This is a genomic window from Massilia sp. IC2-477 (genome assembly GCF_020707265.1).
GTDB lineage: Bacteria > Pseudomonadota > Gammaproteobacteria > Burkholderiales > Burkholderiaceae_D > Telluria.
Genome location: NZ_JAJFEQ010000003.1, coordinates 227,107 through 249,687 on the forward strand (window position 1 = coordinate 227,107; position 22,581 = coordinate 249,687).

Here is a 22,581-nt window from a genome sequence, read left to right on the forward strand (position 1 = left end):
TTTGCCAACATGAGGCCGGGATGCCTTTTTTTCAAGTCTGGCGCAGCTGGGATTCGACCCAGGCCACCAGCCGCCCCGCATCCATGGCGCCCGACTGGCGCGCGATTTCGCGCCCGCCGCGAAACAGCGCGAGCGTCGGAATGCTGCGGATCGCGAACTGCGCCGCCAGGTCCTGGCTGCGCTCGGTGTCGACTTTCAGGAGCCGCAGCGCCGGCTCCAGCCGCTGGGCCGCCTGGGCGTAATGGGGCGCCATCATCTTGCAGGGGCCGCACCACTCGGCCCAGAAGTCGACCAGTACCGGGATGTCGTTGCGCGTCACGTGCCTGGTGAAGCGGGCGCTGTCGACGTCCAGCGGCCGGCCGCTGAACAGGGCCTGCGAGCACTTGCCGCAGACCGGGGCGTCGCGCAGGCGCTCGGCCGCCAGGCGGTTCACCGCCTCGCACTGCGGACACACGACATGGATCGGGTCGCTCATCGGGTTCTCCCTCCGTTCAAGATTTGCTGGCGCTAATTGTAAGCCGATCATCCGCGCGCCGCAGGCATGCGCCGCCGCAGGCGGGCATTCCGTAGAATCGGCTTATTGCCATTTTTGCCAGAACAATGACCGATCGCACCGAGGACCTCACGCTTGAACCGGGCCGACTGCTGGTCGGCTGCGCCGGCTGGAGCCTGCCGAAGGCCGAGGCGGCAGCCTTTCCGGAAGAGGGCAGCCACCTGGAGCGCTACGCCGCCGTGTTCCCGGCGGTGGAGATCAACTCGTCCTTCTACCGTCCGCACCGCCCCGCCACCTACGCCAAGTGGGCCGCCTGCGTGCCCGACGACTTCCGCTTTGCCGTCAAGGTGCCGCGCGCGATCACCCACGACGCGCGCATGACGGACGTGGAACAGCAGCTGGTGCAGTTCGCCCTTGAGGCCGGCGAGCTGGGCGAGAAGCTCGGCTGCCTGCTGGTGCAGCTGCCGCCGAAGTTCGGCTTCATCGACGAGCCGGCGCGCATCTTCTTCCGCCAGCTGCACAATCTGTTCGGATGCACGGTAGCCTTCGAAGCCCGTCACCCGAGCTGGTTTTCGGAAGCAGCCACCGAGCTGCTGACGGAAAGCGGCGTCACACGCGTGATCGCCGACCCGGCCGCGGGCCAGCCCGGTCCGCACGTGCCCACCAGCACGGACAGCGTCTACGTGCGCCTGCACGGCACGCCGCGCATCTATTATTCGCGTTATTCGGCCGAATATGTCGAATCGGTGCGGCGCGCGCTGGCGCGTCAAACAGCGGCCGGTCGGACCTGCTGGTGCATCTTCGATAACACCGCGGCCTTCGAGGCGGTGCCGAATGCGCTCCAGCTCCTGCATGGACTGGACGGGCAGGCGCTGATTGAATCCGCGGTGCCGGATGCGCCATGGTGAGCGCCAGCTTCCGCTTCTACGACGGGCTCGGCGACTTCCTGCCGCGCGAGCGGCGCGGCCGCACCTTCAGCACACCCTGTGCGCGCGACGCCACCGCCAAGCACATGATCGAAGCCCTCGGCGTGCCGCACACCGAGGTCGAGCTGCTGCTGGTGAATGGCGAATCGGCCGGCTTCGACCACCTGCTGCGCGAGGGCGACCGGGTGGCGGTCTACCCGGACTTCGCCCGGCTCGACGTGCGCGAGCTGCAGCGCCTGCGCAGCTGGCCCGACGAACGCCCGCGCTTCGTCGCCGACGCCCACCTCGGCGGCCTGGCGCGCCTGCTGCGCATGGCCGGCTACGACACTCTCTACGACAACCATTACCACGACGACGAGATCGAACGCCTCGCACGCGAGCAGGGGCGGGTGATGCTCACGCGCGACCGCGAACTGCTCAAGCGCCGCAGCGTGGAATTCGGCTGCTACCTGCATGCCCTCGATCCGGCGCAGCAGCTGCGCGAGCTGTTCGCGCGCCTGCGCCTGGGCGGGGACATGCGTCCGTTCACGCTCTGCCTGCACTGCAACCTGCTGCTGCGCCAGGTGGACAAGGCGGAGGTGCGCGATCGCCTGCCGCCGCGCGTGGCCGAGCTGCACGACGACTTCACCACCTGCGACCATTGCGCACGGGTGTACTGGAAGGGTTCGCACCATGCGCGCATGTGCGCCTTGCTCGCTGATGTAGAATTGCCGCCGTCCCCTGACTCGCATCCATGACAGCGTGAACGATCCTGTTTCGCCGTTTCCTTTCCCTGTTCGCACGGAGTGCCCGCCCGGCGCCTGCGTGTGCGAGCGCGACCGTGTCATGGCCGATCCCGGGGCCGACCACCGGCCGCTCGCACTGACACGCCAGCAGGAGCAGAAACTGATCGAACGCATCGAGCGTGTCAGCAGCTACGAGGACCTGAAGCACGTCCAGCAACTCGTCAGGAACAACCTCGGCGCCGAGCTGCGCATCGAACCGGGCCCGAACGAGGTGCGCACCGTGCGCGGCATCATCGTCGTGCTGGAAGAAAAGCCGGGCTTGTGCAAGAAGGCGCGCCAGTCGGTGCCGGCGGCAGTGCGGCGCTGCCTGAGCGAGCGGCCCGAGATCGCCTACGCCCTGCTCGACGCCCACGACCTGTTCGGCTCACGCTGACAGAGGCCACTTCCGCACGCATTTGCCTTGGCTCTTATACAATATGGACGAGGCGGCAACGGCCGCCAGTGTGACGTTTTCAGGAGAACACCCCATGTCGGGCTACAGCATCAACATTGAAGAGAAAACCCTCAACGGCAACAATTTCCGTGAGGTGCTTTACACCACCGAGCGCAGCCAGCTCGTCATCATGACCCTGCAGCCGGGCGAGGAAATCGGCCTCGAGCACCACGAAGGCCATGATCAGTTCATCCGTGTTGAAGCGGGCGAGGGCGTCGCCATCCTGGACGGCGAAGAGCACAAGCTGGAAGACGGTGTCGCGGTTGTCATTCCCGCCGGCACCGAACACAACGTGATCAACACCTCCGAAAGCGAGCCGATGCGACTGTACACCCTGTACACCCCGCCGGAGCATCCGGACGGCATCGTCCACGCCACCAAGGCGGAAGCGGACGAGTACGAGGAGCAGCACCACGGTCATTGACCGGATTCCGGACGAAAAAAAGGCCGGCATTTCTGCCGGCCTCGTTGCTGGTGCCCGTCTCAACGACGCCAGTGGTAGGGGAAGCGCGTCCCGACGTGCCCGCCCCAGCCGCGGTGGTGCCCCCAGCCGCGGCCGAAATTGAAGCCGAGGCCGATCGAGACCGGCGGATAGTAGTAGCGCGGCTGGTACACCGGCTCCGGCACGTACACCGGTTGCGGTACGTACACGGGTTGCTGCTGCACGTACACCGGTTGCTGCTGCGTGTACACCGGGGAGCTGCTGTAGGTCGTGGTGCTGGTTCCGCCCGAGGCGGCGGCGCGCGCGCCGGTGCCGACCGGTACCGGGGTCACGGACACGACTTGCCACCCGCTCGGATCGCCCGAACGCGGATAGGCCTGGCTGCCGTAGTAGTTCGGGCTGGGCGCGGCGCAACCGGCCAGCACGGCCAGCGATGCGGTAACAATGATGAGTTTCTTCATGGCGGTCCTCCTGATTCAGCCATGATAAGAAGTTCCGGACCTCATGCCTCCGGGTATTACCGTTTGTTACACTCCCATAGGCCCGGAAACATACCCATTCAAGCAACCATGCTGGTGAGCTCGCCCAGCGGTACGGCATTCGCCAGCGCCCCGTAGCCGGCATCGTTCGGATGCAGCCAGTCGCGGCTGTTGTAGTCGGGGCGGATACGCGCCGGCGAGCTGGGGTCGCGCAGCACCCCGTCCCAGTCGATCAGCGCATCGAACTCGTTCGCCGAGCGCAGCCAGCTGTTGACCTGCTGGCGTACTGCCTCGCGCGCCGCCGTGTAGTACACGAAGCCCGCCATCGGTGGCAGGGTCGCGCCTAGGATGGCGATGCCGCGCGCATGGGCCCGTGCGATCAGCTGGCGGTAGCCGGCGACCAGGTCGTCGCGCATCTCACCCAGCGCCGTGCCGGATGCATACACGATGTCGTTGATGCCGATCGCCACGATCACAGCGCGGATTCCCGGTGTCGCCAGCACGTCGCGGTCGAAGCGTTCCAGCACGTCGCGTCCCGCCAGCAGGGCGTTCGGGTCGTCCAGCAGCAGGCGGTTACCGGCAATGCCGCGGTTGACGACGCCGATCCGTCCCGCCGTCCCCAGTTCCGACTGCAGCCTGCGCGCCAGGTAGTCCGGCCAGCGCCGGTTCTGGTTCGCCGTGCTGCCCTGGCCATCCGTGATCGAATCGCCGATGGCGACCACGCAGGGTGCGCCGCCGTCGACGTCCACTTCGGACAGGAAAGGCCAGGACGCGAAGCTGCGCGAGATGGTGAAGGTGCTGCTCGCAGCGAAATTGCCGGAAGTAGAGACGTAGTTGGTTTGCCAGGCGTCGCGGTGGATGGTGGTGCCCAACGCGGTGCCGGGGAAGTACAGGCTGATCGCCAGGTCGGCGAAGGGCGCGACCTGGAAATACACGGGGTCGGAGAGAAGCGGTGAGCCAGGCTGGATGGTGACCGAGGTCCGTCCGCCGAAGGTCAGTGGATGGTTGGAACCGGCCACCACCGCCTGGGCGCTGGCGCGCAGGCCGACCTGGGCGGCGCCGATCGTCAGGGGCGCGTTGCCCATCTCGTTGGTCAGGCGCACCCGGATCCTGTTGCCGCCAATGCTGGCACGCACGATCATGCGGACCGTTTGCCCGCTGAAACTCGTCGTGCTGGCCGCGGGCGGCGGCCCGGCCGGCGCGCAGCCCCAGGTCGCCGACCAGCCCTCGCCGCGCCATGATTGCGCGAACGCGGAACGCGGCGCCAGCCCGAGGGCGCCCGCGAGCGCCGGGACACCGAGCAGGAAACGCCTTCGGCCGCGGTCCGTGCTTGCAGCGCGGTACGGGATAGTGTGGGAGTTGGAAAGAGAGGGAAACGACGCACGGAAAGCCGGGATGGGCATGGCATGCTCCTGTCGATGAGGTGCAGCCGCGGCGCGGCCGCATCGTCAACATAGACCAGTAGCACAGCACATCCAATCGTGCGCGGCACATCTTTTGCGCTGGCTCGTGCTTGCTCAGCGAACTATCTGAACAGTGGAAACTTACTAGAAATGCGAGGGTTCACCTGGGCATGAAATTTCGCATTTCGCCCGTCAATCCAGGCACGATGCCGTGCTCACAATCGCCGAGCCGAGCCGGAAAGCTTTCAGCGCAGGATCGTCAGCAAGCCATCGAGTCCGGAGAAATTCAGTGCCACCGAAGCCTGCGCGCGCACCACCGGCTTGGCGCGGAAGGCCACCGACAGGCCGGCAATGCCCATCATCCTGAGATCGTTGGCGCCGTCGCCCATCACGATCGCCTGGCGCGGATCGATGCCGAGTTGCGCGCACACACGCTGGACGGTGCGCATCTTTTCTTCCGCGTCGACAATGCCGCCCAGCACGCGGCCAGTCAGCTTGCCGTCCGCCACTTCCAGCGTGTTGGCGTGGGTGAAGTCGAGCGACAGGCGCTCCTTGAGACGGTCGGTGAAGAAGGTGAAGCCGCCCGACACCAGGAGGGTTTTCAGGCCGGCCGCCTGCACCGCCTGCAGCATCGCTTCGCCGCCCATCGAGATGCGCAGGCGCTCCTCATAGACGCGCTGCAGCGCAGTGGCGTCGAGGCCTTCGAGCAGCGCGACGCGGCGCGTCAGGCTGGCCGCGAAATCGAGTTCGCCGCGCATGGCGGCTTCCGTGATCTCGGCCACCTGGGGCTTCAGGCCCTGCATGTCCGCGATCTCGTCGATGCACTCGATGGTGATCAGGGTCGAGTCCATGTCCATTGCGACCAGCCTGAAGTCGTCAAGGGAACGCCCGGCCTCGATGAAGCAGGCGTCGACCTGCGCCTCGTAGGCGGCCGCGTCGATACGCTCTTTCAGCTCCGTCGTGAACGGCACGTCCTCGCAGCGCAGCGCATGTTCGCCGAGGCACACCACGCGTGCGGCTCCGGCCAGCGCGGCCAGTTGGTCGAGCGATTCTTGCGAGGCCTGCGGCCCCTGCAGCACCAGGTTCATGGACATAAGTTAGGCGAGTAGCTGTTTGATGGTCTGTTTTACCTGCGTCACGCGGGCCGCCAGGTCCGGCATGCTGGCCGTGATGCGCAGCTTGTCCTGGCCGGCCAGCTTGATGTGGCGGTTCTTCTGGATCAGCGTGATGATCTTGATCGGGTCGATCGGCGGCTTTTCCATGAACTGCAGGTTGGCCGCTTCGCCGTGGGCGTCGATCTTGACGATGCCGACCGACTTCGCGGCGATGCGCAGGCGGTGGGTCTCGATCAAGGCCTTGACCTGGTCCGGCATCTTGCCGAAGCGATCGATCAGCTCTTCCTGCATGCCGTCGATCTTGTCCTGGGTCTCGCAGTTGGCCAGGCGCTTGTAGATCGACAGGCGTTCGTGGACGTCGCCGCAGTAGTCCGACGGCAGCAGGGCCGGCACGTGCAGGTTGATCTCAGTGGTCGAGGACAGCGGCGCCGCCAGGTCCGGCTCCTTGCCGGCCTTCAGCGACTTCACGGCTTCGTTGAGCATGTCCGAATACAGCTGGAAGCCGACTTCCAGCATCTCGCCCGACTGGTTCTCGCCCAGTACTTCGCCGGCGCCGCGGATCTCCAGGTCGTGCATGGCCAGGTAGAAGCCGCTGCCCAGTTCTTCCATCGCCTGGATCGCGTCCAGGCGGCGCTGCGCCTGCTTGGTGAGGCCGGAAACATCGCTGACCAGGAGGTAGGCATAGGCCTGGTGGTGCGAGCGTCCCACGCGCCCGCGCAGCTGGTGCAGCTGGGCCAGGCCGAAGCGGTCGGCGCGGTGCATGATGATGGTGTTCGCGGTCGGCACGTCGATGCCGGTCTCGATGATGGTGGTGCACAGCAGGATGTTGAAGCGCTGTGAGACGAAGTCGCGCATCACCTTTTCCAGGTCGCGCTCGTGCATCTGGCCGTGGGCCACGCCGATGCGCGCTTCCGGCAGGAGCTCCTGCAGCATGGCGCGCCGGTTCTCGATGGTCTCGACCTCGTTGTGCAGGAAGTAGATCTGGCCGCCGCGTTTCAGTTCGCGCAGGCAGGCTTCGCGGATGACGGAGCCGTCCTCGCTGCGCACGAAGGTCTTGATCGCCAGTCGCTTCTGCGGCGCAGTGGCGATGATCGAGAAGTCGCGCAGGCCTTCCAGCGCCATGCCCAGGGTGCGCGGGATCGGCGTCGCAGTCAGCGTCAGGACGTCGACCTCGGCGCGCAGGGCTTTCAGCGCCTCTTTCTGGCGCACGCCGAAGCGGTGTTCCTCGTCGATGATGACCAGGCCCAGGCGGGTGAACTTCACGTCCGGCGACAGCAGTTTATGGGTGCCGATCACGATGTCGAGGGTGCCGTCGGCCATGCCCTTGATCGCATTGTTGATCTCCTTGCCGGTGCGGAAGCGCGACAGCTCGGCGATTTTCACCGGCCAGTCGGCGAAGCGGTCGGCAAAGGTCTGCGCATGCTGCTCGGCCAGCAGGGTGGTCGGCGCCAGGATCGCGACCTGCTTGCCACCCATGACGGCGATGAAAGCCGCGCGCAAGGCCACCTCGGTCTTGCCGAAGCCGACGTCGCCGCACACCAGGCGGTCCATCGGGCGGCCCGAGGTCATGTCCTTGATCACGTTGTGGATCGCCTCGGCCTGGTCCGGCGTCTCATCGAAGCCGAAGCTTCCGGCGAAGTTCTCGTAGTCGATGGCGGAATACTCGAAGGCGTGGCCCTGGCGCGCGGCGCGGCGCGCGTACAGGTTGAGCAGTTCCGCGGCGGTGTCGCGCACCTGTTCGGCGGCTTTTCGCTTCGCCTTGTCCCACTGGCCGGAGCCGAGGGTGTGCAGCGGCGCGTCCTCGGGCGAGGTGCCGGAGTAGCGCGAGATCACGTGCAGCTGCGAGACCGGCACGTACAGCTTGGTCTCTTTCGCGTATTCCAGGTGCAGGAACTCGGTCTCGCCTTCGCCGAGATCCATGCTCATCAGGCCCATGTAGCGGCCGATGCCATGGTTGATGTGCACCACCGGGTCGCCCACCTTCAGCTCCGACAGGTCGCGCACCATCGACTCGACCTGGCTGGTCGCTTCCTGCTTTTTCTTGCCGGCGCGACGGCCCGAACCGGCATACAGCTCGGTCTCGGTGATGAAGACCAGGCGGCCGGCATGGTCCTCGGTCAGCTCGAAACCGGCCTGCAGGGGCGCCACGCCAAGCGCCAGTTTAGCGTCGGTGCTGCGGAAGCCCTCGAAGCCTTCAACGGGGGCCAGCTCGAGCTGGTATTCGTGGAAGTACTGCTGCAGGGTCTCGCGGCGGCCGGCCGAATCGGCGACGATCATCACGCGCGCATCCTGGCGCAGCAAATACGCACGCAGGTTGGTCAGTGGGTCGTCCAGGCGCCGGTTGACCGCGATGTCCGGGATCGGCGCCGACAGCTCGGAGGCAGGTGCGGACGGGTCCCTGGCGATGGTCCAGCGGCCGTGCGGCTTGGCGCAGGTGAAGAACTGTTCGGCGCCCAGGAACAGCTCGCGCGGCTCCAGGATCGGGCGTTCGCGGTCGCTCTTCAGGAACTTGTAGCGCGACTCGGTATCGAGCCAGAAGCGCTGGATTGCGGCTTCGATGTCGCCGACCAGCGCCAGGGTCGCATCCTGCGGCAGGTAGTCGAACAGGGTCGCCGTCTCTTCGAAAAAGAGCGGCAGGTAGTACTCGATGCCGGCCGAGGCGATGCCGTTGCCGATGTCGCGGTAGATCGGCGAGCGCGAAGGATCGCCCTCGAAGCGCTCGCGCCAGCGGCCGCGGAAGGCGGTGCGGGCCGCTTCGTCCATCGGGAACTCGCGGCCCGGCAGCAGGCGCACTTCCTTCACCGGATAGAGCGAGCGCTGGGTGTCGGCGTCGAAGGTGCGGATGGTCTCGATCTCGTCGCCGAACAGATCGAGACGATAGGGCAGGGCGGAACCCATCGGGAACAGGTCGATCAGGCCGCCGCGCACCGAGTATTCGCCGGGCGACATCACCTGCGACACGTGGGTGTAGCCGGCCAGCGTCAACTGCGCCTTGAGCCTGGCCTCGTCCAGGCGTTCGCCTTGCCGGAAGAAGAAGGTGTAGGCTGCAAGGAAGGATGGCGGGGCCAGCCGCACCAGTGCGGTGGTGGCCGGCACCACCAGCACGTCGCACTGGCCGTTGCGGATTTCGTGCAGCGTGGCGAGGCGCTCCGAGACCAGGTCCTGGTGCGGCGAAAACGCGTCGTAGGGCAGGGTTTCCCAGTCCGGCAGCAGGTGGCAGGAGAGCTTGCCGTCTGCAAACCAGGGAATCTCGTCGAGCAGGCGCTGGCCGTCGCTGGCATTGGCCACGATGACGGTCAGGATCTGGTCCTTGGCTTTCAGTGCCAGCGCGGCAAGGGCGAGCGCATAGGCATCGCTCGAACCGTGCAGGGTCGGCAGGGCAAAACGGGTTCCTGGCTTGGGAAGATTTTTCTTGAGATCGAAGGGCATTGAGCGCGCAGTGACGTTCGCAACAGTGGCTGACCATTATAGACGAATGGCAGTCCTGACGCCGGGCAGGAAGCCTGGCGGCGTGCAGTCCGCCGCTGGAAGAACGAGGTAAAGCATGAGAGCAGCATTGAGGCATTTTTCCGATCCGGGAGCGGTGGCCCATTACCATGCAGGTCCGCCACGGCTGGTGCCCGGGTTCTGCGACCTGCAGCGGCTGGCGCAGGTGCTGCTGGCCGAGCGGGCGCCGGCGGACGCGCGGATCCTGGTGCTGGGCGCCGGCGGCGGGCTCGAACTGAAGGCCTTTGCCGACGCCCAGCCGGGATGGACCTTCGACGGCGTCGACCCATCGCACGAGATGCTGGAACTGGCGCTGGATACGGTGGGCGAGCACGCTGGGCGCGTGCGGCTGCACGAGGGCTATGTCGACGTGGCGCCCGCCGGTCCCTTCGATGCGGCGACCTGCCTGATGACCATGCACTTCATGCCGCTGTGCGAACGCCGCCATGCCTTGCGGGTCCTGCGCCAGCGCTTGAAACGCGGCGCGCCCTTCGTGGTGGCGCACATGAGCTTTGCACAGGACGAGGACGAGCGCGCCCTGTGGCTGGCGCGCGACGAAGCCTACGCGGTGGCCTCCGGCGCGCCGCCCGAGGAAGCGCATCACCGGCGCGAGGTGATCGAGCGGGTGCTGCCGGTGCTGGCGCCGGAGCAGGAAGAGGCATTGTTGCGCGAAGAAGGCTTCAAGGATGTGAGCCTGTTCTACGCCGCCGGCGTATTCCGCGGATGGATCGGCTACGCGTAGATCGCTTACTCCTCGGCCGACTGCAGCTTGTCGAAGATGCGCTGCTGCGCGCCCGGCAGCGCGGCCGCTGCTCCCTCGGCGCCCTCGACGCCGGCGTCGAACAGCACGCGCAGCATGGCCAGCCGGTCGCCTTCTTGCAGCGCCTGTGCGAGTGGCGTTGCGTCGTGTTGACCCGCCTGCAGGATCGCCTGGCCGACCGGCGGCGGCAGCTCCCACAGCGTGGCGATACGCGCCGACAGGGTGCGTGCGCTGTCCAGCAGCGCGTGGGCAAAGACGTCCGACTGCGGCAGCGCGGCGGGTCCAAGTACCTGGTCGGCCAGGCGGAAGGCCACGATCAGGCCGACGTTGCGGGTCAGCCCGGCGAGGTAGGCTTCGAAGGGATCGGCGCCCAGGGACGGCGCCGCCATGCTGGCCGCCAGCGCGCATTTCTCCGACTGGCTCCAGACCAGGGGCGCCGCCTGGCGCGCCAGGCGCCCGCTCTGGGCGCCGATCACGGGACGGAAAGCCACGCGCGCCAGCAGCATGCGCAGGCCGTTCTGGCCCAGCAGCATCAGCGCGCCCTCGATATTGCCGATCTTCGTCCCGGCCCGGTAATACGGGCTGTTGACTTCGCGGATCACTTCAGCGACCAGGCTCACGTCCTGCCCGACCTGGCGCGCCAGCTCGGAAGCCGACATCCCCTCGTCGCGCAGGCTGCGCAGCAGCTGGGGAATCACGGCCGGCACGCGTGGCACCAGGCCGGCCGCGGCTTGCGGATCGCGCGCCAGCCGCGCCAGTTCATCGAGGATAGCGCCCTCGGGGGCTTCACCTGCATGCACGGTACCGCCCGCAAGCCAGCGATAAAACGCCAGGTCGAGCTCGAACAAGCGTGGTGAATCCGCCACGCCCGAGGGGGCGGAAACGTGCTGCGCGGAAGCCGCAGCGCCTTCCGGACGCGCCGGACCGCCGAACAGGCGTGCGAGCCAATTTTTCATGAAGGGAAGCCAAGGCCGGGGATGGGTCGATTCTAACCGACGCGCCTGTCATGCAGGCCGGCATGACAACAGCCCAGCGCGTTGGCCGGGCTGTGGGGCCGGGGATCCGGCCGGAGGACGCGGGTCGTCGCGATGGCTGTAGCGCCTGGCCCGCAAGGCTGGCTTAGCGACTGGTGCCGGAGCTCGACGAGTTGGTGACCGGCGGGGTCTGGGTAGCCGGGGTCGACGAGGTGCCGCTGTTGACGTCGTTGGTCGTGCCGGTGTTGGTGCCGCTCTGGCCCGAGGGGCTGGTGCCGGTGGCGCCCGTGCCCATCGACGAGCCGGTGCTCGAGCCGGAGCCCGAATCGGTGCCCGTGGTGCTGCAGGCAGCCAGGGACAGGGCCATGATGCCGCCCAGCAGGGCAGTGTGGAACTTGTTCATTCGAATTCTCCTCGGTGTGGATGGGTCAGACCATCATGCGAGGACGGCACGGCGCGTGAAATAGGAACAAAGCGTCACGCATTGTAGGATCGAGCGTACATACTGTGCGCAAGCTTTAATACAGAACAGCCCGGCGAACCGGGCTGGCAGAACGGGAACGCTCGAGCTCAGCGGCCAGGGTTGGTAGTGCTGGTGGCCGTGTTGTTGCTGGTGGTCGTGGTGTTCGAGTTGTTGGTGCCGGCCTGTCCTGCCGAGGACGGGACGCCGGTGCCGGTGGTGCTGTCGCGGGTTACGCCGTTGTTGGTGCCGCCCATGCCGGTGGCGGTGCTGGCGCCCGGGGTGGTCGAGCCCGAGGTGGTCGAGGTCGCGTCGGTGGCGGTCGAGCTGCAGGCTGCCAGCGACAGGGCCAGGACGCCGCCCAGCAGGGTGCTGTGGATCGCTTTCATGTGTGTACTCCTCGTTTGGTTGGGTTCGCCAATCATGCGAGCAGCCCGCTGCACGTGAAATAGGAACAGGGCGTTCATCAATGTAGGATCGGGCGCACAAACCCGACAATACGTCGGCCGTGCGCCCGCCGGGCCGGCTCAGGCGGCGAGCGCCTCGTGGCTGGCCAGCCAGGCCAGCAGGTCGCTGGACACCAGCGGGCGGCTGTAGAAGTAGCCCTGGCCCTTGGCGCAGGACTCGGCGCGCACCACCGCGGCCTGCGACTCGGTCTCGATGCCTTCCGCCACAGTCTTCATGCCCAGGCTCTGCGCCACCTTGACCGTGGCTTCGATCAGCACCCGATGATGGTGGCTGGTGTCGGCCTGGCTCACGAAGGAGCGGTCGATCTTGACCGTGTCGACCGGCAGCAGGTGCAGGCTGGAGAGCGACGAGTAGCCGGTGCCAAAGTCGTCGAGCGCGAGCTGGATGCCGAGCGCCTTGAGTTCGTGCAGGCGCTGGGCGATGCCCTGGTCCTGGGCCGCCAGGCTTTCGGTGACTTCGAGCTGCAGCTGGTCGGCCGGCATGCCGGTGACCTGCAGCACGCGGCGCACGCTGTCGATCCAGCCGGGCTGGCCCAGCTGGGCGCGCGACAGGTTCACGGCGATCAGGCGCGGGGCCGCTTCGCCCAGGCGCGCCTGCCAGTCCATGAAGTCGCGGCAGGAGCGCTCCAGCACGAAGTCGCCCACCGCGCCAATCAGGCCGCACTCCTCGGCCACGGTGATGAATTCGATCGGCGGCACGATGCCGCGCACCGGATGGCGCCAGCGCACCAGGGCTTCGACCCCGGCGGCGTAGTCGGTGCCGCCGTCCGGCAGCAGGCCGACCACCGGCTGGTAGACCACGAACAGCTGTTCTTCGGCGAGGGCCTGGCGCAGTTCGGCCTCGATGTCGGCGCGCCGTTCGGCCCGTTCGCGCATCGCGGTTTCGAACACCAGGTGGCGGGCGCCGCCGGCGCGCTTGGCTTCGACCATGGCGATGCCGGCGTCGCGCAGGATCTCGTCGGCGTCGCGCGCCGCGCCTTGTGCAACATCGGCACCCCAGGCCAGGCCCAGGCTGGTGCCGCACACGACCTCGTGGCCCTGCACCCGGTAAGGGCGCGCCAGCGCATCGAGGATGCGGCCGGCGACGCGCTCGGCATCTTCGCGCGAACGCATCCCGTCGAGCACCACGACGAATTCGTCGCCGCCCACGCGCGCGGCCAGCTGGCCGGTGCCGTTGATGGTCTCGATGCGGTCGCTCGGTGGACGCAGCGCGCCGCGGATGCGGTCGGCGATCTGCACCAGGAGTTCGTCGCCGGCGGCCTGGCCGAGGGTGTCATTGATCTGGCGGAAGCGGTCGCAGTTCATGAACAGCACCGCGAAGTTCGATTCGGACTGGGCCGCCGCCAGGGGGCGGTCGACCAGGTGCTGGAGCTGCTCGCGCACGGCTTCGCGGTTCGGCATGCGCGTCAGGGCGTCGGTGCGGGCGGCGTTGCGCAGGCGCCGTACCAGGGTGTCCTGCTCGCGTTGCACTTCGAGGGTGACGTCGTTGACGACCGCCATCAGCCGCTCGCTGTCGAGCTTCATCAGGCTGATCGCCAGCACCTGCGGGCTGCCGTGCGCCGTCCGTTCGAGCGGCAGCGGGGCGCGCAAGCCTTCGCAGATGACGCCCGACGGCTCGCCGAATTCGCTCGCCAGCTGGCGCAGCTGGGGCGCGATCGGCGCCAGCACGGCGTACAGGTTGTCCAGGCCCGTGTCGCGGGCGATCGGCATCAGGAGACTCGACGCCATCGGGTTGAGCATGTCCACCGTGCCGTCCGGCGCGATCTGGGCCAGGCCGATCGGCGCGCGGTACAGGAACTGCACCAGGGCTTCGTAGGCGGTGCTCGGGTCAGGCAGCATCGCGGTCTCCTTCAGGTTGGTGGCCCGGCGCGCAGGCCAGTTCGGCACGCCAGCGTTCGACCCGGTTGCGGCCCGCGCGCTTGGCCGCGTACAGGGCCTGGTCGGCGCGCTTGAGCAGCAGGTCGATGCCGCCGGCGCCGTCGTCCAGGCTGGCCACGCCGGCGCTGACAGTGTAGCGGATTCGCTGGCCTTCGAAGTGCACGACCTGCGAAGCGACGGCGGAGCGCAGGCGCTCGGCGACCACCGCCGCGCGCGGCAGATCGGTGGAGGGCAGCAGCACGGCAAATTCCTCGCCGCCGATACGCGCCACCACGTCGACCTCCCGGAAGGTCTCGCCAAGGATCGCGGCCAGGTGCTGCAGCACAGCGTCGCCGCCAGGGTGGCCGAAGCGGTCGTTGATGGTCTTGAAATGGTCGGCGTCGAACGCGATCACGGCCGTGGGGCGCGGCACCGTGTTGCTGCGCGTGAGCTCCTGCTCGGCCGCCTCGAAAAAGGCGCGGCGGTTCGCCAGGCCGGTGAGGTAGTCGCCGAAGGCTTCGCGGCGGCGCCGTTCGCTGGCGTCGCGCTTGTCGGTGATGTCGCGCAGGATCAGGCAGAAGGCCGGGCCTTCCGGCTCGGTCCCGCAGGGCGGCTCGCGCTCGGGCAGCGGCGCGATCAGGACGCTGCCCCAGAAGGCGCTGCCGTCGGCGCGCACGCGCTTGCCTTCGTCCAGGCTCCAGCCGTCGCGCTCGGCGTCGCGCAGGCGGTCGAGCAGGTGTTCCGGCGTCATCGCATCCGCCGGATAGAAGATCGAGTAGGCTTGGCCCACGGCGTCCTGGCCGAAGCCGGTAACGCGGCCGATGCTCGGGTTCCACTCAAGGATGGCGCCGTTCGCGTCGAGGCCGACCAGGGCGTAGTCGGTGATGCCGGTCAGGATGGCGTTGAGCCAGGCGTCGTTCTGGCGCAGCTGGCGGTCGCGCCGCACCTGCAGGGTGACGTCGTCGATCACCGCCATCAGGCGGCGCGCGTCGAGCTTGAGGAGGCTGATCGCCAGGATCTGCGGCAGCTTCTTGCCGGCGCCGCCAGCGTTCAGGTGCACGTGCAGGCCGTCGCAGATCTTGCCGGATGGGCGATCGTAGGCCGCGCACAGGTGGCGCAGCTCGGGTGCGACGCCTTCCAGCGCCGTGAACAGGTTATCGAGCCCGCCGTCGCGCGATAGCGGCATCAGGAGCTGGGCGGAGATCGGGTTCATCATGACGATACTGCCGTCGATGTCCGCCTGCACCAGGCCAACGGGGGCGAGGTACAGGAACTGGATCAGTGCCTCGTGCTCGGCACGGAGCTGGGCGATATCGTCCATGATGCGCCGATCCGATCAGCGCTGGCGCTGGACCAGCACGTAGCGGTTGCCGCTGGCCGGGCTGGCCAGCAGGCGCAAGGCCACCTTCACCGGGCGCATGCGCAGGGTCAGGACGTAGTCGATGGTATCGTCCAGGCTGCTGCCCTGTTCCATGGCATCCTCGAAGCGCTGGGCCACCATGAAGTTGTTCAGGCAGGGCGCGACATTGGTGAACAGCGGCTGTCCGATCACCCGCTGCGGCGACAGGCCGGCAGCCTGCGATTCGAAGGCGTTGTAACGCTGGACATTGGTGTCGGTGTCAAAACCGATCACGCCGAAATCGAGCTGGTCGAGCTGCTCCTCGGTAAACTTGTCGAGTTGCGAAGCCAGGTCGGTGGTCGAAAACGACAGCGGGGAAGCATTCATGGCGGGTGTGGTATCCGGTAGGAATTAATTGATTTGCGGAAATTGATGTTGGCATGTCGTCAGATGCTTGTCAATTGTGCGCACCCCTCGCTTGACAGTTAACGTTGTCAAATATCACTTTTAGCCGACATTCTTCGCTGGCTTGACAGCGCCTGGCCCGCTCGGCACCATCACCGCTTCCCATTTGCCCTGTTTCCCATGACCGTTATGACAGCTCCCGGACACCGCTGGTGGACCCACCGGCCGACCCTGCTGCGGGTGCTGTCCGACCTGCTGGCCGGCGAGCTGGCCTCCATGCGGCCGGGCGTCCAGCGCCGCCCCTTGCCCTGGCCGCCTGAACTCGACCTGACGGCCGAGCTTGGCGCCGATTCGCTCGAACTGCTGGGGCTGGCCACGGCAATGGAACAGGTGTTGGGCATCGGCTGCATCGGCGAGGAGCGGGTGCTGGCGGCGCCGCGCCTCGATGCCTGGCTGGAGGCGGCGGCCAGCGGGCTGGAGCAGGGGACGGGCGTCATGCGTTTTCGCACCTCCGGCAGTTCGGGCGCGCCCAAGACCTGCACCCACCTGCTGGCCGACCTGTGGCAGGAGAGCGGCGAGCTGGCCGCGCTGTTCCCGGGCACGCGCCGCATCGTCGGCCTCGTCCCTGCGCACCATATTTACGGTTTCCTGTTCACCGTGCTGCTGCCACGCGTGCTCGGGCTCGAAGCGGGCGCAGTGCTGGATCTGCGCGGGGCCTCGCCCGGCGCGGTGGCGCGCAGCCTGCAGGCGGGCGACCTGGTGGTCGGCTTCCCGGATTTCTGGCGCGCCTTCGCGCCGGTGGCGCAATCAAGCTTGCCGCAAGGTGTAACGGGAGTGAGTTCCACCGCGCCCTGTCCGGACGAGGTGGCGCGGGCGGTGACCGGTGCGGGTGTGGCGCGCCTGGTGCAGGTCTACGGCAGCTCGGAAACGGCCGGCGTCGGCTGGCGCGACGGGCCCGAGCGCGACTACCAGCTCTTCCCCTACTGGGAAGCCAGCGCCGACCCAAGCGTCCTCACGCGCCTGCGGCGCGATGGCAGCCGTGCGGATTTCCCGCTGCAGGACAAGCTGGCCTGGAGTGCGCCTGGCCGCTTCCGTCCGGCTGGCCGGATCGACCACGCGGTGCAGGTGGGCGGCGTTAACGTGTTCCCGGCTTACGTGGCCGACGTGCTGCGCATGCATCCGCACGTGAACGACGCCACCGTGCGCGCCATGCGTCCAGACGAAGGCCAGCGCCTGAAAGCCTTCGTCGTGCCGCGTCCCGGCGCGCAGGCAGCGAGCCTGCGCGCGGAACTGGACGCCTGGATAGCCGAGCGCTTGTCGACGCCGGAGCGGCCCGCGGCCTGGACGTTCGGTTCCGCGCTGCCGCGCCAGGCCAGCGGCAAGCTGGCCGACTGGATCATCGATACCGACGACTGAAGGCGGCTAGCGGTCGATGAACATCTCGAAGCCGCCCCAGAACATGCGCTTGCCGTCGAAGGGCAGGCCGTCCGGCGACATCATGTGCGCCAGGCGCGGGTCTTTCATGACCTTGTCGTTGACCTCGTCGCGCTTCGCGCGCGATTCGTAGACGATCCAGGCCAGCACCACGGTTTCGCCATCTTCCAGGTTGACGCTCTGCGGGAAGGACGTCAGCTTGCCCGGCTTGACGTCGTCGGCGATGCATTCGCGGTACTCGAGCGCCCCGTGTTCGCGCCACACGGTGGCCGACAGGTTGGCGAGCTCCTTGTATTGCTCCAGCTTTGCTCGGGGAAGGGGAAGGACGAAACCATCGACATAGGCCATGCTGTTCTCCTCAAGTGGTTGTGGATGCGCGCTGCCCAGTAACAGACCTGCGAACAGCGCGCATTGTTCCCACACGCGGCGGGAAGCACATCAGCATAGCATCAGAAAACCGTGGAAGGCGGTGGCGGCGGAGGCTGCGGCGTGGCCGGCGCCGCCGGCGCTGCGGGAGCCGCGGGTTGCGGCGGCGGCGTCAGCGGCTCTCCGGTGACCGGGTCGACTTCGACCGGCGGATTGTCCAGCCCCGGATCGATATCGATTGCGCGCAGGTCGGGACGCTCGACGAATTCCTCGAACACCCAGTCGTCGTTCTCGCGCACCACGCCTTCCGGCTCGATCTGTGCTTCCTGCGGCGGCACCTTGGCCAGGGCCGCGCGCATGTAGTCGATCCAGATCGGTAGCGCCAGGGTGGCGCCGAACTCGCGTCCGCCCAGCGAGCGCGGTTCGTCGTAGCCCATCCAGGCGACCGCCACCACCCTGCCTCCGTAGCCGGCGAACCAGCCGTCGATGGCGTCGCTGGTGGTGCCGGTCTTGCCGGCGATATCCGTACGTCCGAGCTGCTTCACCGATGCCGCGCCGGTGCCGTAGCGGGTCACGTCGCGCAGCATGCTGTCCGTGACGAAGGCGGTGCGGGCGTCGATCACGCGGTCGCTGTCCTGGCGCTGCTGCGGCTTGTTTTCCTGGAGGATGGTCCCGTTGCCGTCGCGGATCTGGGCGATCAGGTAGGGCTTGACGCGGTAGCCGCCGTTGGCGAACGCCGCGTAGGCGCCAGCCATCTGCAGCGGCGTCACCGCGCCGGTACCCAGCGCCAGGGTCAGGTTCTTCGGGTGGCGCGGCAGGTCGAAGCCGAAGCGGCCCAGGTACTCGTGGGTGTAGTCGACGCCGAGCGCGCGGATCAGGCGCACGGTGGTCACGTTCTTCGAATGCGCCAGCGAATAGCGCATGGTGATCGGCCCGTCGAACACGCCGTCGTCGTTCTGCGGCGACCAGGTCTCGCCGGCGTTCTCGCCCGGCATGTCGAGCGGTTCGTCGAGGATGCGCGTGCCCGGCGAGTAGCCCTTGTCCAGGCCCGCGGCGTACACGAAAGGCTTGATCGCGGAGCCGGGCTGGCGCCAGGCCTGGGTGACGTGATTGAACTTCTGCAGGTTGTAATCGAAGCCGCCCACCAGCGCGTGGTAGGCGCCGGTGTCGGCGTCGATCGCGACAAACGCGGCCGCCACCTGCGGCACCTGGACGATGGCCCAGCTGTCCTTGTCCTTTTCCTTGCGCTGGGTGACGCGCACCACCGCGCCCGGCGCAATGCGCAGGTTTTCCCTGGCATTCGCCGCCAGGCCGCGCGCGGCGAACTTCAGGCCGGCGCCCTCGATCCTCACTTCGTCGCCGGATAAGAGCTCGACCCGCACCTGCTGCGGCGAAGCGGCCAGCACCACCGCCGGCGTCAATCCGTCGCTCTGCGGGCGCTTCTGCAGCGCGTCGATGATCGCTTCCTCGCGCTCGAGCGGATCCTGCGGCAGCTCGATGCGCGCTTCCGGACCGCGGTAGCCGTGGCGCTGGTCGTAGTCCAGCACGTTGCGGCGCACCGATTCGTAGGCCGCGTCCTGTTCCGCCTTGAGGATGGTGGTGGTGACCACGATGCCGCGTTCGTAGGCTTCTTCGCCGAACTGGGCGAACACCGCCTGGCGCGCCAGTTCCGCGACGTAGTCGGCCCTGGTGTCGAACACCTGGCCGGTGCGGCGGATGCGCAGCGGTTCGGCCAGGGCCTGGCGGTATTCGGGCTCGCCGATCTGGCCCAGTTCATAGAGCCGCTTGAGCACCGCGTGCTGGCGCTGCTGCGCGCGTTTCGGGTTGGCGATCGGGTTATGGCGCGACGGGTTCTGCGGCAGGCCGGCCAGCATTGCGGTCTCCGCCAGGGTGAGCTGGTCGAGCGACTTCCCGAAGTAGCTGCGCGCCGCGCTGGAAAAGCCGTAGGAGCGGTTGCCCAGGAAGATCTGGTTCATGTACAGCTCGAGGATCTGGTCCTTGGTGAGCGCATCCTCGATGCGGTAGGCGAGGGCGATCTCGGTCAGCTTGCGCGACAAGACCTTTTCCTTCGACAGGAAGAAGTTGCGCGCCACCTGCATCGTGATGGTCGAGGCGCCGCCGGCGCCGAAGCCTTCGCGCAGGTTGGCGATGACGGCACGTGCGGCGCCGCGCCAGTCGATGCCCTGGTGCTGGTAGAAATGGGCGTCCTCGATCGCGAGCAAGGCCTGCTTCATGCGGGTCGGTATCTTGTCGATGGTGACAAAGTCGCGCCGCTCGACGCCGAATTCGCCGATCAGGTGATTGTCGGCGGTGTAGACCCGCAGCGGGATCTTGGGCTGGTAATCGAGCACCGCGTCGATCTTCGGCACGTTCGGCAGGATCACCGTCATGAGGTAGATGACGACGCCGGCGGCCAGGCCCACCATGGCGGCGAGGCTGAAGAACAGGAACACGCGCAGGCGGCGAGGGCGCTTGGGAGGCTTGGTATCGGACTTGGTCACTAGCAGCTTTCAAAATCGGCCGTATGTACGGGTCGGCACGACGCATTGTATCTTGCGCATTCTAAGGCTTCAAACCGCTTTTCTTCCATATCGCCATGTGCGATAGTCACGCCTTAAGTCTCACCAAAGTATGAATTCCAAGGGACCGTCCATGCCTTACGACTCGCCGCCAAGCTCGCCCCCGAGCGCCTTCAAGCCCTATATCCCGGCCAGCGCGCAGCTGCCGGAGATGACGCTGCGCGCCCTGATCATGGGCACCGTGCTGGGGATGATCTTCGGCGCCTCCTCGCTCTACCTGGTGCTGAAGGTGGGCCTGACGGTGAGCGCCTCGATCCCGGTGGCGGTGATCGCCATCACCCTGTTCCACACCGCGAAGAAGTTCGGCGCACGCGAATCGACCATCCTGGAAAACAGCATTACCCAGACCGCGGGTTCGGCCGGAGAGTCGCTCGCCTTCGGCCTGGGCGTCACCATGCCGGCGATCATGATCCTCGGTTTCGACCTGGAGATCTCGCGCGTCATGCTGGTGGGCGTGCTGGGTGGTTTGCTCGGGATCCTGATGATGATCCCGATGCGCCGCACCATGATCGTCGACGCCCACCGCGAACTGAAGTACCCGGAAGGCACCGCCTGCGCCGAGGTGCTCAAGGCCGCCGCCACCGAGACCTCGCGCATCGCCGCCGGCGAAACCCGCGAAGACGGCTCCGACGCCGCACGTGAAGCCAAGCGCCGCGCCATGCTGATCTTCGGCGGCTTCGGCATCGGCCTGGCCTACAAGACCCTGAGCGTCTCGTTCAAGGGCTGGCGCGACTATGTCAACTTCGAGTTCGGCAACCCGCTCAAGGGCGGCTCGGCCGGCGCCGAAGTCTCGCCCGAGCTGCTGGGCGTCGGCTACATCATCGGCCCGCGCATCGCGCTGACGATGGCGGCCGGTGGCGTGCTGTCCTATCTGCTCCTGATCCCGATGATCAAGTTTTTCGGTGACCTGCTCACCGTGCCGCTGGCGCCGGCCACCACCCTGATCCGCGACATGGGTCCGGACGATATCCGCAACGCCTATGTGCTGTACATCGGCGCGGGCGCCGTGGCGGCGGGTGGCCTGATCTCGTTGGTGCGCTCGATGCCGACCATCTGGAAGGGCCTGACCGGTGGCCTGTCCGGTATCGGGAAAGGCTCCGCGGCCGATAAGTCGAAGCGCACTGACCAGGACATTCCGCTCAAGTGGGTGTTCATCGGCTGCCTGGCCATCATCGCGGTCATTACCGTCGCCACCCCGCTGCACATGAACCTGCTGGGTGCGCTGCTGATCCTGGTGTTCGGCTTCCTGTTCGCTACCGTGTCCTCGCGCCTGACCGGCGAAGTCGGTTCTTCCTCGAACCCGATTTCGGGCATGGCCGTGGCCACGCTGCTGTTCACCTGCCTGATCTTCCTGGTGATGGGCTGGACCGGCGGGCGCTACTACGTCACGGCCTTGTCGGTCGGCGCCATCGTCTGCATTGCCGCCAGCAACGCCGGCACCACCTCGCAGGACCTGAAGACCGGCTTCCTGGTCGGCTCGACGCCGCGCCTGCAGCAGTACGCGATCCTGTGCGGCGCCTTTGCCTCGGCCCTGATCCTGGGCCCGATCCTGCTGAAACTGAACGAAGCGGGCACCGTCTATGTGCCGGCGGCCCAGGTGGCGCCCGGCCTCACCGTGGACGCCTCGAAGCTCACCGAGACTGCGAGGCTAGCGGGCCCGCAGGCGGCGACCGACAGCAAGACCTACAAGGTGTGGCAGAAGAGCGATACCGCGGGTGGCCCGGCCGGCAAGTATCTGGTGGCGGACGACGGCAAGCTGGCCTACCTGGTCGACCCGGGCATCAACGGCACCCACAAGGTCCGTCCGGACGGCACCGAAGTGAAGAAGTACGACGCGCCCAAGGCCGTGCTCATGTCCTACATCATCAAGGGCATCCTCGACCAGCAGCTGCCCTGGACCCTGGTGCTGTTCGGCGTAATGATCTCGGTGGTGCTGGAGATGGCGGGCGTGCACGCGCTGGCCTTCTCGGTGGGTGTCTACCTGCCGCTGGTCTCGACCCTGCCGATCGCGATCGGCGGCCTGGTACGCTGGGTGGCGGACCGCCGCAACAACAGGCTGCCGCAGTTTGCAAAGCTGAACGAGGAAGAGCGCCAGGCAGCCGGCGACCGCAGCTCGGGCACCTTGCTGGCCTCGGGCTATATCGCGGGCGGCGCGCTGGCCGGCATCATCATTGCGATCACGGCCGGCGTGCTCACCGACTTCGACAGCCGCATGGCCAAGTGGGCCGAAGCCTCGAACCCCTTCTTTGCGGGGCCGGATTCGCACCTGCTGACCCTGATCCCGTATGCCTTGATCATCGCGCTGCTGTACTGGGTGGCCCGGGAAAAGGCGCAGCGCTAAAAGCACATGGCCCGGAGCAATCCGGGCCATGTTTGTA

The 22,581-nt window shown here is 67.3% G+C and carries 20 protein-coding genes; 7 read left to right on the top strand and 13 right to left on the bottom strand.

All coding sequences use genetic code 11. The features are described 5' to 3' along the window. Positions 1-31: 31 nt before the first annotated feature. Complete coding sequence (trxC, locus tag LK542_RS07205; RefSeq protein ID WP_227803178.1) at positions 32-475, bottom strand: thioredoxin TrxC; 444 nt, start codon at positions 473-475, stop codon at positions 32-34. A 125-nt stretch (positions 476-600) separates the two neighbouring features. On the opposite strand from trxC, the gene LK542_RS07210 reads away from it, so the two are divergent. The 4 genes from LK542_RS07210 (at position 601) to LK542_RS07225 (ending at position 3,061) form a co-directional block, all read left to right on the top strand. Then, on the top strand, positions 601-1,401 hold the full coding sequence (locus tag LK542_RS07210; protein WP_227811365.1) for a DUF72 domain-containing protein: 801 nt from the start codon (positions 601-603) through the stop codon (positions 1,399-1,401). Next, positions 1,395-2,156 (top strand): Mut7-C ubiquitin/RNAse domain-containing protein, encoded by a 762-nt coding sequence (locus tag LK542_RS07215; protein ID WP_227811366.1) that lies wholly within the window; start codon positions 1,395-1,397, stop codon positions 2,154-2,156. Before LK542_RS07210 ends, LK542_RS07215 begins: the two co-directional genes overlap by 7 nt. A gap of 88 nt (positions 2,157-2,244) precedes the next feature. Then, positions 2,245-2,577 (top strand): hypothetical protein, encoded by a 333-nt coding sequence (locus LK542_RS07220; protein WP_227811367.1) that lies wholly within the window; start codon positions 2,245-2,247, stop codon positions 2,575-2,577. A 94-nt stretch (positions 2,578-2,671) separates the two neighbouring features. Beyond that, a complete protein-coding gene (locus LK542_RS07225) occupies positions 2,672-3,061 on the top strand; it encodes a cupin domain-containing protein (protein WP_227803173.1) in 390 nt (129 codons plus the stop codon). Positions 3,062-3,120: 59 nt separating this feature from the next. On the opposite strand, the gene LK542_RS07230 is transcribed toward LK542_RS07225, so the two are convergent. The 4 genes from LK542_RS07230 to mfd form a co-directional block, all read right to left on the bottom strand. Further along, positions 3,121-3,540 (bottom strand): hypothetical protein, encoded by a 420-nt coding sequence (locus LK542_RS07230; protein WP_227811368.1) that lies wholly within the window; start codon positions 3,538-3,540, stop codon positions 3,121-3,123. Between the two features lie 98 nt (positions 3,541-3,638). Further along, the gene (locus LK542_RS07235; RefSeq protein ID WP_227811369.1) at positions 3,639-4,961 is read right to left on the bottom strand and encodes an SGNH/GDSL hydrolase family protein; all 1,323 of its coding nucleotides are present in this window, start codon (positions 4,959-4,961) and stop codon (positions 3,639-3,641) included. A 245-nt stretch (positions 4,962-5,206) separates the two neighbouring features. After that, entirely contained in the window at positions 5,207-6,049 is an 843-nt protein-coding gene (gene serB / locus LK542_RS07240; RefSeq protein ID WP_374040127.1) for a phosphoserine phosphatase SerB, read from the bottom strand. A gap of 9 nt (positions 6,050-6,058) precedes the next feature. Continuing rightward, a complete protein-coding gene (gene mfd / locus LK542_RS07245; protein ID WP_227811371.1) occupies positions 6,059-9,505 on the bottom strand; it encodes a transcription-repair coupling factor in 3,447 nt (1,148 codons plus the stop codon). A 115-nt stretch (positions 9,506-9,620) separates the two neighbouring features. Here mfd and LK542_RS07250 point away from each other — a divergent pair, with 115 nt between their 5' ends. After that, positions 9,621-10,304, top strand: coding sequence for a class I SAM-dependent methyltransferase (locus tag LK542_RS07250; RefSeq protein WP_227811372.1), 684 nt, complete (start codon positions 9,621-9,623; stop codon positions 10,302-10,304). A 5-nt stretch (positions 10,305-10,309) separates the two neighbouring features. Here LK542_RS07250 and LK542_RS07255 read toward each other — a convergent pair whose 3' ends face one another. The 6 genes from LK542_RS07255 to LK542_RS07280 all read right to left on the bottom strand — a co-directional run bounded on the left by LK542_RS07255 (position 10,310) and on the right by LK542_RS07280 (position 15,806). Then, positions 10,310-11,278 carry an HDOD domain-containing protein gene (locus LK542_RS07255; protein ID WP_227811373.1) on the bottom strand — a complete coding sequence of 323 codons (969 nt, stop codon included), beginning with the start codon at positions 11,276-11,278 and terminating at the stop codon, positions 10,310-10,312. A 163-nt stretch (positions 11,279-11,441) separates the two neighbouring features. Next, positions 11,442-11,699 (bottom strand): hypothetical protein, encoded by a 258-nt coding sequence (locus tag LK542_RS07260; protein WP_227803165.1) that lies wholly within the window; start codon positions 11,697-11,699, stop codon positions 11,442-11,444. A gap of 167 nt (positions 11,700-11,866) precedes the next feature. Continuing rightward, a complete protein-coding gene (locus tag LK542_RS07265) occupies positions 11,867-12,145 on the bottom strand; it encodes a hypothetical protein (protein ID WP_227803164.1) in 279 nt (92 codons plus the stop codon). 138 nt (positions 12,146-12,283) lie between these two features. Next, positions 12,284-14,110, bottom strand: coding sequence for an EAL domain-containing protein (locus LK542_RS07270; protein WP_227811374.1), 1,827 nt, complete (start codon positions 14,108-14,110; stop codon positions 12,284-12,286). Next, positions 14,052-15,401, bottom strand: coding sequence for a sensor domain-containing diguanylate cyclase (locus tag LK542_RS07275; RefSeq protein ID WP_227803162.1), 1,350 nt, complete (start codon positions 15,399-15,401; stop codon positions 14,052-14,054). The genes LK542_RS07270 and LK542_RS07275 overlap by 59 nt, the downstream gene beginning before the upstream one ends. 15 nt (positions 15,402-15,416) lie before the next feature. Further along, positions 15,417-15,806: a PAS domain-containing protein gene (locus LK542_RS07280; RefSeq protein WP_227803161.1), complete on the bottom strand. Its 390-nt coding sequence runs from the start codon at positions 15,804-15,806 to the stop codon at positions 15,417-15,419. A gap of 207 nt (positions 15,807-16,013) precedes the next feature. On the opposite strand from LK542_RS07280, the gene LK542_RS07285 reads away from it, so the two are divergent. Then, positions 16,014-17,240 (top strand): AMP-binding protein, encoded by a 1,227-nt coding sequence (locus LK542_RS07285; protein ID WP_227811375.1) that lies wholly within the window; start codon positions 16,014-16,016, stop codon positions 17,238-17,240. A 6-nt stretch (positions 17,241-17,246) separates the two neighbouring features. Here the strand turns inward: LK542_RS07285 and LK542_RS07290 are convergent, their stop codons facing one another. Both LK542_RS07290 and LK542_RS07295 read right to left on the bottom strand, forming a co-directional pair. Continuing rightward, complete coding sequence (locus LK542_RS07290; protein WP_227811376.1) at positions 17,247-17,606, bottom strand: DUF1428 domain-containing protein; 360 nt, start codon at positions 17,604-17,606, stop codon at positions 17,247-17,249. A gap of 101 nt (positions 17,607-17,707) precedes the next feature. After that, a complete protein-coding gene (locus LK542_RS07295; protein WP_227811607.1) occupies positions 17,708-20,050 on the bottom strand; it encodes a penicillin-binding protein 1A in 2,343 nt (780 codons plus the stop codon). Positions 20,051-20,276: 226 nt separating this feature from the next. Between LK542_RS07295 and LK542_RS07300 the strand changes: the two genes are divergently transcribed. Continuing rightward, positions 20,277-22,544: an OPT family oligopeptide transporter gene (locus LK542_RS07300; RefSeq protein ID WP_227811377.1), complete on the top strand. Its 2,268-nt coding sequence runs from the start codon at positions 20,277-20,279 to the stop codon at positions 22,542-22,544. Positions 22,545-22,581 lie beyond the last annotated feature (37 nt).

Excerpts from the sequence above, each read along its gene's own strand:
- trxC (WP_227803178.1), bottom strand. The coding sequence starts at position 475 with ATGAGCGACCCGATCCATGTCGTGTGTCCGCAGTGCGAGGCGGTGAAC.
- LK542_RS07210 (WP_227811365.1), top strand. The coding sequence starts at position 601 with ATGACCGATCGCACCGAGGACCTCACGCTTGAACCGGGCCGACTGCTG.
- LK542_RS07215 (WP_227811366.1), top strand. The coding sequence starts at position 1,395 with ATGGTGAGCGCCAGCTTCCGCTTCTACGACGGGCTCGGCGACTTCCTG.
- LK542_RS07220 (WP_227811367.1), top strand. The coding sequence starts at position 2,245 with ATGGCCGATCCCGGGGCCGACCACCGGCCGCTCGCACTGACACGCCAG.
- LK542_RS07225 (WP_227803173.1), top strand. The coding sequence starts at position 2,672 with ATGTCGGGCTACAGCATCAACATTGAAGAGAAAACCCTCAACGGCAAC.
- LK542_RS07230 (WP_227811368.1), bottom strand. The coding sequence starts at position 3,540 with ATGAAGAAACTCATCATTGTTACCGCATCGCTGGCCGTGCTGGCCGGT.
- LK542_RS07235 (WP_227811369.1), bottom strand. The coding sequence starts at position 4,961 with ATGCCCATCCCGGCTTTCCGTGCGTCGTTTCCCTCTCTTTCCAACTCC.
- serB (WP_374040127.1), bottom strand. The coding sequence starts at position 6,049 with ATGAACCTGGTGCTGCAGGGGCCGCAGGCCTCGCAAGAATCGCTCGAC.
- mfd (WP_227811371.1), bottom strand. The coding sequence starts at position 9,505 with ATGCCCTTCGATCTCAAGAAAAATCTTCCCAAGCCAGGAACCCGTTTT.
- LK542_RS07250 (WP_227811372.1), top strand. The coding sequence starts at position 9,621 with ATGAGAGCAGCATTGAGGCATTTTTCCGATCCGGGAGCGGTGGCCCAT.
- LK542_RS07255 (WP_227811373.1), bottom strand. The coding sequence starts at position 11,278 with ATGAAAAATTGGCTCGCACGCCTGTTCGGCGGTCCGGCGCGTCCGGAA.
- LK542_RS07260 (WP_227803165.1), bottom strand. The coding sequence starts at position 11,699 with ATGAACAAGTTCCACACTGCCCTGCTGGGCGGCATCATGGCCCTGTCC.
- LK542_RS07265 (WP_227803164.1), bottom strand. The coding sequence starts at position 12,145 with ATGAAAGCGATCCACAGCACCCTGCTGGGCGGCGTCCTGGCCCTGTCG.
- LK542_RS07275 (WP_227803162.1), bottom strand. The coding sequence starts at position 15,401 with ATGGACGATATCGCCCAGCTCCGTGCCGAGCACGAGGCACTGATCCAG.
- LK542_RS07280 (WP_227803161.1), bottom strand. The coding sequence starts at position 15,806 with ATGAATGCTTCCCCGCTGTCGTTTTCGACCACCGACCTGGCTTCGCAA.
- LK542_RS07285 (WP_227811375.1), top strand. The coding sequence starts at position 16,014 with ATGACAGCTCCCGGACACCGCTGGTGGACCCACCGGCCGACCCTGCTG.
- LK542_RS07290 (WP_227811376.1), bottom strand. The coding sequence starts at position 17,606 with ATGGCCTATGTCGATGGTTTCGTCCTTCCCCTTCCCCGAGCAAAGCTG.
- LK542_RS07295 (WP_227811607.1), bottom strand. The coding sequence starts at position 20,050 with ATGGTGGGCCTGGCCGCCGGCGTCGTCATCTACCTCATGACGGTGATC.
- LK542_RS07300 (WP_227811377.1), top strand. The coding sequence starts at position 20,277 with ATGCCTTACGACTCGCCGCCAAGCTCGCCCCCGAGCGCCTTCAAGCCC.